Here is a 13174-nt window from a genome sequence, read left to right as displayed (position 1 = left end):
GTACGAGAGGACCGTGTTGGACTGACCTCTGGTTTACCGGTTGTGCCGCCAGGTGCATCGCCGGGTATCTAAGTCGGGATTGGATAAGTGCTGAAAGCATCTAAGTACGAAGCCAGCCACAAGATTAGATTTCTTAGGGTCGTCAAAGACGATGACGTTGATAGGTTGCAGGTGTATAGATAGAAATATCACAGCCGAGCAATACTAATTGCCCGTTCACTTTCTTCTTGTCAGTATGGTTTTTATATACGTTTAGCTGACTGAATGTTTATTTTTTGTGTACATTATGTCTACCTTATTAAGGTGACTATAGCACAAGGGTTCCACCTCTTCCCATTCCGAACAGAGAAGTTAAGCCTTGTCACGCCGATGGTACTGCGTAACAGTGGGAGAGTAGGTAGTCGCCGTTTTTTAGAGAAGTCCTGCAGCTATACAAAGCTGTGGGACTTTTTTGCGTTTAAGGAAGGCTATAAGATGTGTTATAGCTCATCCTGTATGTAGACTTAAGTCATAAATGAAGTAGCGGTCAATTGATTAATTGGTCTTTATTGATAAAGTTTTAACGTAATTACTACGTTTTGACTATTATTATTTGTATCTTTGTCGCCCGAATTCATTTCTTCGTTTGAGCAAAATGCCAAAACAAACGGATTAATCTTGAGTTTCAGGCTTTTTTTATAACTTTGTATTGATTATAAAAGTAAGGGCTTTGGGAAAGTTTGATAAATATAAAATTGATTTAAAGGGAATGCAGGCGGAATCATCTAGTTATGAATTCTTGCTTGATAATGTTTTCTTTGCTAACATTGACGGACCTGATATTCAGAAAGGTAAAGTCAATGCAATTGTTAAGGTGAAACGGCTTTCTCACGCTTTCGAGTTTAATTTTGATTGCGAAGGTGTGGTATGGATTCCTTGCGATAGATGCTTGGATGACATGGAGCAGTCTGTTTCAACAACCAATAGGCTGTTTGTGAAGTTTGGAACTGAGTACGCAGAGGAGGGAGATAACTTGATTGTTATCCCTGAAAATGAAGGCGAAATAAATATAGCTTGGTTTCTTTATGAATTTATTGAATTATCTATTCCAATGAAGCATGTGCATGCACCTGGAAAATGCAATAAGGCTATGACTAGCAAATTGAGTAAGCATTTAAGAGGTAGTGCTAACGATGAGTCAGATGATAATGATGTAGAAGGATTTGAGGAACCTGTTATTGATAACGTAGAGGAAGAAGAAAATATAGATCCTCGTTGGAATGAATTAAAAAAAATATTAGATAATAATTAAAGTTTAGAAAAATGGCACATCCTAAGAGAAGACAATCAAAAACAAGAACTGCGAAGAGAAGAACTCATGATAAAGCAGTAGCTCCTACATTGGCTGTATGCCCTAATTGTGGTGAGTGGCATGTTTACCATACTGTATGTGGCGCTTGCGGATACTACAGAGGCAAACTTGCTATTGTTAAAGAAGCAGCTGTATAATATACAGTTTAGTTGATGTATACTTAAGAATTAGCAGCCGGGGTTTAAAACTTACGGCTGTATTTTAAGTATATCATTTTGCAAATTCAAAGTAGGATAATGGAAAAAATTAACGCTGTAATCACAGGAGTTGGTGGATATGTTCCCGATTATGTATTGACAAATGAGGAGATATCCAAGATGGTTGATACCAACGACGAATGGATTATGACTCGAATAGGAGTCAAAGAAAGAAGAATTTTGAATGAAGAAGGCCTTGGGACTTCTTACATGGCTAGAAAAGCCGCCAAGCAATTAATGCAACGTACGGGAGCAAATCCTGATGATATTGATTTGGTAATTGTTGCTACAAGCACAGCCGACTATCACTTTCCCTCAACAGCATCAATCTTATGCGATAAATTAGGCTTGAAAAATGCATTTGCATTTGACCTTCAAGCTGCTTGCAGTGGCTTTCTTTATCTTATGGAAACCGCTGCTTCTTTTATTCGCTCTGGCAGATATAAAAAAGTCATAATAGTAGGAGCTGATAAAATGTCTTCAGTGACAGATTATACGGACCGTTCTACTTGTCCAATATTTGGTGATGGTGCAGCTGCTTTCATGGTGGAACCCACAACGGAAGATTATGGTATTATGGATTCGCTATTGAAAACAGATGGTAAAGGACTTCCTTTCTTGCACATGAAAGCGGGTGGTTCAGTTTGTCCGTCTTCTTATTTCACCATTGATAATCACATGCACTATGTTTACCAAGAAGGTAGAACTGTTTTTAAGTATGCAGTTTCTAACATGTCCGATGCAACAGCTGCTGTTGCTGAGAGAAATTCTTTGGATAAAGATAACATAGCGTGGGTTATTCCTCATCAGGCTAATATGCGTATTATTGATGCAGTGGCACATAGAATGGAATTGCCAATTGAAAAGGTGATGGTTAACATTCATCGTTATGGTAATACAAGTGCTGCTACATTACCTCTTTGTATTTGGGATTTTGAAGAAAAACTAAAGAAAGGTGACAATTTAATTTTCACAGCTTTTGGCGCAGGATTTACCTGGGGAGCTGTTTATGTTAAATGGGGCTATGACGGAAGTAAAAAGTAACCGATAGTTGCTGATATATATAAAAACGCATCCTATTTTTTATTCGATGCGTTTTTTTTTCTAATTTATAATAAGTGATAATATGCATAAAGCTGGTTTTGTTAATATTGTAGGTAATCCTAACGTTGGAAAATCTACTTTGATGAATGCTTTGGTCGGAGAGAGAATTTCAATCGCTACTTTCAAAGCACAAACTACCCGTCATCGTATCATGGGAATATATAATACGGAAGAAATGCAGATTGTATTTTCTGATACTCCGGGTGTTGTTAAACCAGCTTATAAGCTTCAAGAGTCAATGCTTAATTTCTCTACTTCAGCCTTAATAGATGCTGATGTTCTGCTTTATGTAACTGATACTATAGAATCTCCTGATAAGAACAGTGATTTTCTTGCTAAAGTGAGTAAGCTGGAGTTGCCTGTTTTATTGTTGATTAATAAGATTGATCAAACTAATCAAGAGAAATTAATAGAATTGGTTGAGACTTGGAAAGAACTTATTCCTAAAGCTGAGATTATACCTATTTCAGCATTATCGAAGTTTAATGTTGATTATGTATTGAAGCGAATAAAAGAATTATTGCCTGATTCTCCTCCTTATTTTGATAAGGATCAATTAACAGACAAACCCGCTCGATTCTTTGTGAATGAAATTATTCGCGAGAAGATTTTGCTGTATTATGATAAAGAAATTCCTTATTCTGTTGAAGTAGTTGTTGAACAATTCAAAGAAGAGGCTAAACTAATAAGAATACATGCTGTTATTTATGTAGAACGTGATTCTCAAAAGGGAATTATTATCGGGAAGCAAGGCAAAGCATTGAAGAAAATATCGACTGAAGCACGTCGTGATCTTGAGAGATTTTTTGGAAAATCTATTTATTTGGAGACCTTTGTTAAGGTTGATAAAGATTGGCGTAGTTCGGATAAGGAGCTGCGGAATTTTGGTTATCAACTTGATTAAGTTTAGATTTATAAGACTGTGAGAGTCGAAAATAGACAGTTATAATTATGGGAAATTTGGTAGCAATAGTAGGTCGTCCTAATGTGGGAAAATCTACTCTTTTTAATCGTTTGACGAAGACTCGTCAGGCAATAGTAAATGAGGAAGCGGGTACTACCCGTGACAGACAATATGGCAAATCTGAATGGTTAGGACGCGAATTTTCCGTCGTTGATACAGGTGGATGGGTCGTTAATTCAGATGATATTTTTGAAGAAGAGATACGTAAGCAGGTACTATTGGCAGTTGAAGAAGCTGATGTGATTCTGTTTGTAGTTGATGTTATTAACGGATTGACTGACTTGGATTTGCAAGTAGCTTCTATTTTGAGAAGAGCTGATAGCCCGGTCATAGTTGTGGCAAATAAAACGGATAATCATGAATTACAATATAATGCGCCGGAATTCTATTCACTAGGATTAGGTGATCCCTATTGTATTTCAGCCATGACAGGTAGTGGAACGGGTGATTTAATGGATTTGATTGTTAGCAAGTTTAAGAAAGAAACATCTGAAATCCTAGATGATGAGATTCCTCGTTTTGCAGTTGTTGGACGTCCTAATGCCGGAAAATCATCTATTGTTAATGCTTTCATCGGTGAAGAACGTAACATCGTAACAGAGATTGCGGGAACTACTCGTGATTCTATCTATACACGTTATAACAAGTTTGGATTTGACTTTTATTTGGTAGACACTGCTGGAATCAGAAAGAAGAATAAGGTCAATGAAGATTTAGAATATTATTCAGTCATTCGCTCCATTCGTTCTATTGAAGGAGCTGATGTTTGTATTTTAATGGTGGATGCAACGAGGGGTATTGAAAGTCAGGACTTGAATATCTTCTCTTTAATACAAAAGAACTCAAAAGGGCTTGTTGTTGTTGTTAATAAATGGGATTTAGTAGAGGACAAGACCGTGAAGGTAATGAAGGAGTTTGAAAACGCTATTCGTTCACGTTTCGCTCCTTTTGTGGACTTTCCTATTGTATTTGCCTCAGCGTTAACCAAACAACGTATTTTGAAAGTGCTGGAAGAAGCTCGTGATGTTTATGAGAATAGAAAGGTGAAAATTTCTACGGCTCGTCTTAACGAAGAGTTGTTACCTTTGATTGAAGCATATCCGCCTCCATCAAATAAAGGTAAATACATTAAGATCAAGTACATTACTCAATTACCTAATACTCAAATACCCTCTTTTGTGTTTTTTGCAAACTTGCCTCAATACGTAAAAGAGCCATATCGTCGTTTCTTGGAAAATAAGATTCGCGAGAAGTGGAATTTGAAAGGAACTCCTATTAATGTATATATTCGTCAGAAGTAAGTAATACAATAATAAAAAAGCCAATCGTTTGCGATTGGCTTTTTTATTATCCTTCAAGATTCTGAACTTCCGCTTCTTTGACCTTTTGAAATAAATCCGATGCGAAAACAAAATTGTTTAGCTTGGAATTGGGAGAAGTGAATATATCATCTTTACTACCTTCCCATTCTTTATGCCCTTCATATATAAAAATAATTTTCTCTCCTATCCCCATAACAGAATTCATATCGTGGGTATTAATGATAGTGGTCATATTATATTCTCTTGTAATATCCTGAATTAGTTCATCGATTACCAGAGACGTTTTAGGATCTAGTCCGGAATTGGGTTCGTCACAAAATAAATACTGCGGTTGTAGTGCTATTGCCCTTGCTATAGCAACACGCTTTTGCATTCCTCCACTAATTTCACCGGGAAATTTATTGCTTGCATCCGATAATTTCACTCGATCCAGACAAAACAAAGCTCTTCTCTGACGATCCCGAAGAGTGTCTTTACTGAACATATTTAGTGGAAACATTACGTTTTCGAGTACACTCATGGAGTCAAACAAAGCAGCACTTTGAAAAATCATCCCCATTTCACGTCGAAGAAGCTTCTTCTCGTTCTTGCCCATATTCAGGAAATTGCGTTCATCATATAATATTTCCCCTTTTGTAGGCTGCAATAACCCTACAATGCATTTCATGAATACGGTTTTCCCAGAACCACTTTGCCCGATTATTAAATTTGTTTTTCCGTTTTCAAATGTGGCATTAATACCTTTGAGTACTTCTTTATCATCAAAGGATTTATATAGATTCTTAATTTCAATCATCCCATTAATAGTTGAGTTAATATAAGATCAGCGAAAAGGATCAGTACACTACTTGACACAACCGCGTCAGTAGAGGCTTTACCTACTTCGATAGAACCGCCTTCAACACTATAACCGAAAAAGGCAGATACGCTTGCAATGATAAAAGCGAAAAATAAAGATTTGATTATACCGCACCACACAAACCATTCAACAAAGGTGAACTGCAAACCGTATTCTAAATCAGTGGCCGTCATAATGCCGCCAAACCAACAGGTGGCAAAGGCCCCAATTATTCCGGCAAATATACTAAACGTTACTAGAACAGGAATTGCAGTTACTAGCGCTGTGATTTTAGGCAATATAAGATAGTTTGCAGAATTAACGCCCATGATTTCTAAAGCGTCAATTTGTTGAGTAACTCTCATAGTGCCCAGTTCTGAGGCAATGTTAGAACCAACTTTTCCAGCCAGAATTAAACACATGATTGAAGATGAGAACTCTAAAAGTAAGATTTCACGAGTTACATATCCTACAGTCCACCGGGGCATCCAGGGGCTTTCAATGTTAAGCTTGATTTGTATGGTAATAACTGCGCCGATAAAGAAAGATATCAGGAGTACAATACCAATCGAATTTATGCCTAATTGCTCTATTTCTTTGATGTATTGTTTGAAGAACATGTGCATTCTTTCAGGGCGGGCAAACGCTCTTTTCATAAGAACCACATAACAACCAACAGTTCGGAGTGCTTTTATCATATCTTGTATATTTGTTTGCAAATGTACATTTTTTCAGCTTATTTTTACTACATTTGCCGCTAAATAACAATGGATATGGAAGATAACAGAATGGTTCTTCGTACCGAGGATTTAGTGAAGAAGTACGGTAAACGTACGGTAGTTAGTCATGTTTCTATTGATGTTAAGCAGGGCGAAATTGTTGGCTTACTTGGTCCCAATGGTGCCGGTAAGACGACTTCTTTCTATATGACGGTAGGACTTATCACTCCCAACGAAGGACGTATTTTTCTGGATGATTTGGAAATAACTAATTATCCGGTTTATAAGCGTGCCCAAACGGGTATCGGTTATTTGGCTCAAGAGGCTTCTGTTTTTCGTCAAATGACTGTAGAAGATAACATAGCCTCAGTTTTGGAAATGACCAACAAACCCAAAGAATATCAAAAGGAGAAACTAGAAAGTCTGATTGCAGAGTTTCGTTTGCAAAAAGTTCGCAAAAATCTTGGAAATCAGCTTTCGGGAGGAGAACGTAGAAGAACAGAGATTGCACGTTGCCTGGCCATTGACCCTAAGTTTATTATGCTAGATGAGCCTTTTGCCGGGGTTGACCCCATTGCGGTGGAAGATATACAGCAGATTGTCTGGAAGTTAAAAGACAAAAACATCGGTATTTTGATAACAGACCATAATGTACAAGAAACCTTAAGCATAACAGACCGCGCATATCTTCTTTTTGAAGGCAAAATATTATTTCAGGGTACCCCTGAAGAATTGGCTGAGAATAAGATTGTGCGTGAAAAATATTTGAGTAACAGCTTTGTTTTACGGAGAAAAGATTTTCAATTAAAAGACTGATATAGTTATCATATATGTTTAAAGCCTTCTTGCATGTTTTGTAAGAAGGCTTTTTCTGTAGAATAACGTACCATTATTACTCAATGTAAAAAGAATCTGTTATTTAATACTCCTGTTGCACAACAGTTTATCCCCTGATGCATAGCAGGTTAAAAATAAACTAAGTCATTCTCTTACTTGTTATCTTTGCAGAAAAAAGAACAAGATATGAGAAAGACAAAAAACATTCGTTTACAGATCCTTTTACTGCTTTTAATACCTTTGACAGTAAAAGCACAGACTGATGAGGTACACATCTCTTTGACGCAAGCCATTGATTCTGCTATTTTACATAACGAATCATTGAAGCAGGCTACCTATTCAGCCAGGATTGCAAAAGAAAACAGTCGCGGTGCCGATGCTGTTTTTATGCCTCAGGTAGGGTTATCTTATACCGGCTATTTTACTAATAATCCATTAAATGCTTTCGGGTTTAAGTTACAACAACAGAGTGTGGAAGCTACAGATTTCGATCCAGCCAGATTGAATAACCCCGGGTTTAATAAGGATTTTGTAGGGCAAATAGAAGTAACTCAGCCCATCTTTAATTTAGATGCTATTTATCAGCGGAGTGCAGCCCGTAACTACTCTCAAATGCAGGAGTGGTCCAAGAAAAGGCAAGAGGAGTTCTTGCTCTTTCAAGTGAAAAAGGCTTATCTGGAAATTCAATTGTCTTATAAGAATAAAGAGGTGCTTGCCAGTGCCCTGAAAACGGCCGATGCTTTTGTGACACGTGCTGAAGATATGTATGAACACGGCTTAATACAGAAAGCCGACCTTTTGGAAGCCAAAGTCTTTCAGAATAAAATGCAAACAGATTATCAGACTGCACTAAGCAATATAATGAACGCTTCTGATCAACTGGGTTTCCTGATGGGGAAAAAGCCCGGACTGATGTACCACGTTGATGCTGTGCAATTTGATGAGACACGCGTTCAGCCTTTATCTGTGAATTTGCGTTCTGATGTCGCGGCGTATGAAGCCGGTTTATCGGCCGCAACAAATCAATTGAAATCAGACAAAATGTCCCTCATACCTAGAATTAATGCATTTGGAAATTATCAGTTCAATGACGTGAAACCCTTCCGTTTCAATTCTGACAGCTATTTTGCCGGCATACGGTTGTCGTGGAAAATCTTCTCAGGAACGCAAGACTGGCATAAAATAAAAGCTTCCAAGCTGGAACAGCAAAAAATGATTAGTCGTTTGAACGAAACCAAGTCGCAGGCCGAAGTTGAATACCAAAAAACAAGGAGACAATTGGCCGACCTTACTTTTGAAGTAGAACAAGCCGAGTCTATGGTGAAACAGGCCGAAGAAGCCTTGTTTATTCAAACAGACAGATATTCCCAAGGGTTATCAACAACCCCTGATTTATTAAGGATTCAAACTCAGCTGGCCCAATCGGGCTTAATGAGAGAGATGGTGCATTTCAAAAAGAATCTGACTATTGCCTATCTGGCATTCCTAACATCTACAAACGAATAAAAAAATACAAATATGAAAAAGATTACATTCATAACTTTTGCTGTGCTTACGCTTACTGCCACTCTTTTTGTTGCATGTTCGGGCAATAAAGATAATAATGAAGCACAAGGTGTACCCGTCAAAGTAGCCATTGTATATCCTATATATCAGAGTCAGACAGGTGTTGTTGGCAACGGACAAGTTCAGTCTAAAGAAATTGCTCGTTTAGGTACTCGTATGATGGGTACAGTTACTTCTATTAAAGTAAAGAAAGGTGATACCGTGTCGAAAGGCCAGTTGTTATTAACGATTTCCGACGAGGAATTAGGAGCCAAAAAGGCTCAAGCTGAGGCAATGATTCGCGAGGCTCAGGCGGCTTATGATTTAGCCAAAAAAGACGAAGAAAGATTTGCGGCTATGCTGTCTCGCAAAACAGTTTCTACCAAAGAATATGAGAATGTTCATTTGCAAATGCAATCAATGAAATCCAAACTGGATATGGCCAGACAGATGAAAAAAGAAGTACAGGCCAACCAGGCTTATACTCAGATCACTGCACCATTTAGTGGGGTGATTTCGCAAATCAACATTGATTTGGGCGCATTGGCTAACCCCGGAATGCCCTTAATTGTGGTTGAAAAAGGAAGCGATTGGGTAGTAGAAAGTTCCATCACGGAATCGGATATCGCTAAGATAAAGAAAGGTATGAAAGCCATAGTGCGTGTGAAATCTGTCGATGTATCATTTGAAGCTCCTATAACGGAAATTAGCCGTTCTTCAGTTGAAACCGGTGGTCAATATAAATTGACCGTGGAAGTTCCTGCAGAGCAAAAGGCCAAACTGTATTCGGGAATGTATGCCAATATTTTGGTTCCGATAGAAACAAACCAGTCGGCTGTTCAACAGCAAAACCTATTAATTCCTTCGCAAGCTGTTATCGATAAGGATGGCTTAACAGGAGTTTATGTCGTCTCTTCTTTAGAAACAGCCTTATTAAGGTGGGTGCGTTTAGGGCAGACGGTAGGCGATCAGACAGAAGTTCTTTCGGGTTTAAAGAAAGACGATCGGGTTATTCTACCAGAGGGCAAACGACTTGAGAATGGAATGAAAGTGCAAACCAGCAAATAAAATAGAACATGAAAGAAGGAATTGCCGGAAAAATTGCAGGAGGCTTCTTACAAAGTAAGTTGTCGCTACTATTGATGGTAGCCTTTGTCCTGGTTGGGGCGTATAGCGTATACCTTATTCCCCGAGAAGAAGAACCTCAGATAAACCTACCCGTGGCCGATATCTTTATTGGTATGCCGGGTGCTACGCCCACTGAAATGGAAACGAAAGTGGTAGCTCCTTTGGAGAAAACCCTTTCCAATATAAACGGTGTAGAACATGTTGTTTCTACGTCGATGGCAGATCAGGCCATGCTTACCGTACAGTTCTATGTCGGACAGGATTTTGAAAAATCGCTGGTCAACCTCTACAACGAGTTGATGAAGAACATGGATAAAATGCCGCAGGGCGTGAGCATGCCGTTAATAAAAACACGCTCCATTAACGATGTGCCGGTTCTGGCGTTAACGTTGTGGAGTAAGGACAACAGCGACTATACCTTGCGCCAGCAGGCCGAACTGATTCGTAACGAAGTAAAGAAGATACAACATGTTACCAATGTTGATATAATCGGTGGACGTTCTCGTCAGGTTACAGTAAAAATAGATAAGGAGAAACTGGCTGGTGTCAATCTGGATATGGCTTCCATAGGGCAATATATGCAGGCAGCCAATTTTCAGATGCAGGCGGGTAATATTTATTCAGGTAATGAAACTTTCGCTGTGACTTCGGGCAACTTTCTTCAAACACGCGAAGATGTTGAGAAGCTGGTAGTGGGTATGAACAAAGGCTACCCGGTTTATTTGTCTTCTATTGCTACAATCACTGAAGGACCTGCTACTTCTCCCACTCAATACGTATCGTTTGCTTATGGAAAGGAAGCAGATAATGAACTGAAAAAGGCTAGTCCGTCAGACTATCCGGCGGTTACTTTAGCTATTTCCAAACAAGAAGGCACAGATGCCATGCATTTGTCTGAGAAGATATTGAGTAAAGTGGAACACCTGAAAAAAGAATCCATCTCACCGGACATACAGATCACGGTGACACGTAACTACGGAGAATCGGCTTCTGAAAAGGTGTCCGAACTACTGATCCACTTGGTTGGAGCCATTGTTGCCGTTACTCTTTTTGTGATGCTGGCTATGGGATGGCGAGGTGGTTTGGTTGTGTTCCTCTCGGTTCCTATCACATTTGCCCTGACCCTGTTTGCGTACTATTTCATGGATTATACGCTCAACCGCATTACGCTGTTTGCCTTGGTTTTTGTGACCGGTATCGTGGTCGACGATTCCATTATCATAGCCGAAAACATGCACCGGCATTTTAAAATGAAGTACTTGTCATTCCGCCAAGCAGCGCTTTATGCCATTAATGAAGTGGGTAACCCAACCATTCTTGCCACATTCACCGTCGTAGCGTCAGTGCTGCCTATGGCTTTTGTCTCCGGTCTTATGGGACCTTACATGAGCCCGATGCCTATTGGTGCTTCCATTGCCATGATGTTTTCACTCATCGTTGCCTTGACACTGACCCCTTATTTGGGATACATATTCCTCAAGCATAAGGATGATAAACAACAGGAAAGCAAGAAGGAAACAGAACCGGAAGATTACGATGTCACCCAAACCCGTCTGTATAAGTTTTATGCATGGAGCATGCGCCCAATGCTTGCTTCGCGCAGAAAGCGCTGGGTGTTTATGCTGACAACCTTGGTTTTGCTTATTGCATCAGTTTCTTTATTCTTTCTCAAGGTGGTGCCAGTGAAAATGCTGCCTTTTGATAACAAGAATGAGTTTCAGGTGGTTATTGACATGCCCGAAACGGCTACACTGGAAGAAACGGCTGCTGTTACAAAAGAGATTGCTGCTTTTGTGAGCACACAAGACGAAGTACTTAACTGTCAGACTTATGTGGGCACGTCGGCCCCGATTAGTTTTAACGGCCTCATGCGTCATTATGATTTGAGAAAAGGTGAGAATGTGGCCGATATACAGGTGAACTTAACTGACAAAGGCGATAGAAGTGCTCAAAGCCATGATATTGCAAAAAAAATGCGGAAGCCGATTCAGGAAATTGCCAAACGCTGGGGAGCCAATGCTAAAGTGGTTGAAGTGCCCCCTGGACCTCCGGTTCTTTCAACTATCGTGGCCGAGGTTTACGGTCCCGATTATCAGGAACAAATTCGTGTGGCTCGCCAAATAAAAGCCATATTTGATCAGACAGAAGGCATGGTTGACACCGATGTGTTCATTGAAGACGATCAGACAGAAATTCGTTTTGATGTGGATAAAGAAAAGGCCATGCTACGTGGAGTAGCCCCTGCGAAAATTACAGAAAACCTTAGAGCGGCTGTCTCCGGCAAAAACGTGGGCGTATTGCACAAGGAAAATACGTTATCGCCCATACCTATTCAATTGGAATTGAACAATGCCGATAAATTCTCCGTGGAAGCTTTAAAGAGTCTTCCGGTTCAGAACATGCAAGGCCAAGTTGTTCCGTTGGGTGATGTCACTCAGGTGAAAGAAGTTATTAAGGAAAAAAGCATTTGGAGAAAAGATCAGAAAAGAGTCGTTATGGTAGCAGCCGACTTAGCCGGTTCACTGGAGAGTCCCATTTATGCCATGATGGATGTCAATAAGAAGTTGGAAGAGATCAAACTTCCTTCGGGCTATGATCTCACTGTGTTGAATAGTTCGCAACCCGAGACCGAAGATAATTATTCCATGAAATGGGATGGTGAGTGGCAAATTACGTATGAAGTCTTTCGTGACTTAGGTATTGCGTTTGCGGTAGCTCTTATCATAATTTACCTCTTAATAGTAGGGTGGTTCCAAAGTTTTATGGTGCCTGTTGTGATGCTCACTGCTATTCCTCTTTCATTAATTGGTATTGTTGTGGGGCATTGGGTCATGGGAGCGTATTTCAGTGCCACATCAATGATCGGGTTTATTGCCTTGGCGGGAGTGATGGTGCGCAATTCCGTCCTGCTGATTGACTTTATTGATATCAGACTCAAAGAGGGTATACCGCTGACCGAAGCTGTTATTGAAGCCGGTGCAGTGCGTACACTTCCCATCGTTCTAACGGCAGGAACCGTTGTACTGGGTGCAATTGTTATTTTGTTCGACCCGCTATTTCAAGGTCTGGCTATTTCTTTAATGGGAGGTACAATTACATCTACCGTGCTTACCTTGGTCGTTGTGCCTTTGCTCTATTATAAAATGTTGAGAAATAAAATTAAATAAGC

The 13174-nt window shown here is 39.6% G+C and carries 11 protein-coding genes and 2 rRNA genes; 11 read left to right on the top strand and 2 right to left on the bottom strand.

Annotated elements, in window-relative coordinates; all coding sequences use genetic code 11:
• The 7 genes from C511_RS0109350 to der all read left to right on the top strand — a co-directional run.
• Positions 1-228 (top strand): 23S ribosomal RNA (locus tag C511_RS0109350); the annotation flags it as partial.
• Positions 229-299: 71 nt separating this feature from the next.
• A 5S ribosomal RNA gene (rrf, locus tag C511_RS0109345) occupies positions 300-410 on the top strand.
• A gap of 299 nt (positions 411-709) precedes the next feature.
• Positions 710-1291, top strand: coding sequence for a YceD family protein (locus C511_RS0109340; RefSeq protein WP_024997565.1), 582 nt, complete (start codon positions 710-712; stop codon positions 1289-1291).
• 11 nt (positions 1292-1302) lie between these two features.
• Positions 1303-1488 carry a 50S ribosomal protein L32 gene (rpmF, locus tag C511_RS17540; protein ID WP_081698296.1) on the top strand — a complete coding sequence of 62 codons (186 nt, stop codon included), beginning with the start codon at positions 1303-1305 and terminating at the stop codon, positions 1486-1488.
• 99 nt (positions 1489-1587) lie between these two features.
• Complete coding sequence (locus tag C511_RS0109335; RefSeq protein WP_024997564.1) at positions 1588-2592, top strand: beta-ketoacyl-ACP synthase III; 1005 nt, start codon at positions 1588-1590, stop codon at positions 2590-2592.
• A gap of 82 nt (positions 2593-2674) precedes the next feature.
• Complete coding sequence (era, locus tag C511_RS0109330) at positions 2675-3556, top strand: GTPase Era (RefSeq protein ID WP_024997563.1); 882 nt, start codon at positions 2675-2677, stop codon at positions 3554-3556.
• Between the two features lie 47 nt (positions 3557-3603).
• Positions 3604-4917: a ribosome biogenesis GTPase Der gene (gene der, locus C511_RS0109325; protein ID WP_024997562.1), complete on the top strand. Its 1314-nt coding sequence runs from the start codon at positions 3604-3606 to the stop codon at positions 4915-4917.
• A gap of 46 nt (positions 4918-4963) precedes the next feature.
• Here the strand turns inward: der and C511_RS0109320 are convergent, their stop codons facing one another.
• Both C511_RS0109320 and C511_RS0109315 read right to left on the bottom strand, forming a co-directional pair.
• On the bottom strand, positions 4964-5734 hold the full coding sequence (locus tag C511_RS0109320; protein WP_024997561.1) for an ABC transporter ATP-binding protein: 771 nt from the start codon (positions 5732-5734) through the stop codon (positions 4964-4966).
• Entirely contained in the window at positions 5731-6474 is a 744-nt protein-coding gene (locus C511_RS0109315; RefSeq protein ID WP_024997560.1) for an MlaE family ABC transporter permease, read from the bottom strand. Before C511_RS0109315 ends, C511_RS0109320 begins: the two co-directional genes overlap by 4 nt.
• A gap of 75 nt (positions 6475-6549) precedes the next feature.
• On the opposite strand from C511_RS0109315, the gene lptB reads away from it, so the two are divergent.
• The 4 genes from lptB to C511_RS0109295 all read left to right on the top strand — a co-directional run bounded on the left by lptB (position 6550) and on the right by C511_RS0109295 (position 13172).
• Positions 6550-7311, top strand: coding sequence for an LPS export ABC transporter ATP-binding protein (gene lptB / locus C511_RS0109310; protein WP_024997559.1), 762 nt, complete (start codon positions 6550-6552; stop codon positions 7309-7311).
• Positions 7312-7518: 207 nt separating this feature from the next.
• Positions 7519-8838 carry a TolC family protein gene (locus C511_RS0109305; RefSeq protein ID WP_027318082.1) on the top strand — a complete coding sequence of 440 codons (1320 nt, stop codon included), beginning with the start codon at positions 7519-7521 and terminating at the stop codon, positions 8836-8838.
• A 12-nt stretch (positions 8839-8850) separates the two neighbouring features.
• Entirely contained in the window at positions 8851-9945 is a 1095-nt protein-coding gene (locus C511_RS16605; RefSeq protein ID WP_051260500.1) for an efflux RND transporter periplasmic adaptor subunit, read from the top strand.
• Positions 9946-9953: 8 nt separating this feature from the next.
• Complete coding sequence (locus tag C511_RS0109295) at positions 9954-13172, top strand: efflux RND transporter permease subunit (RefSeq protein WP_024997555.1); 3219 nt, start codon at positions 9954-9956, stop codon at positions 13170-13172.
• The last annotated feature ends 2 nt before the right edge of the window (positions 13173-13174 follow it).

Origin of the sequence: Bacteroides graminisolvens DSM 19988 = JCM 15093, assembly GCF_000428125.1 — a bacterium.
GTDB lineage: Bacteria > Bacteroidota > Bacteroidia > Bacteroidales > Bacteroidaceae > Bacteroides > Bacteroides graminisolvens.
Note: the sequence above shows the minus strand (reverse complement) of the source record. Positions and strands in the feature narration are given on the sequence as shown.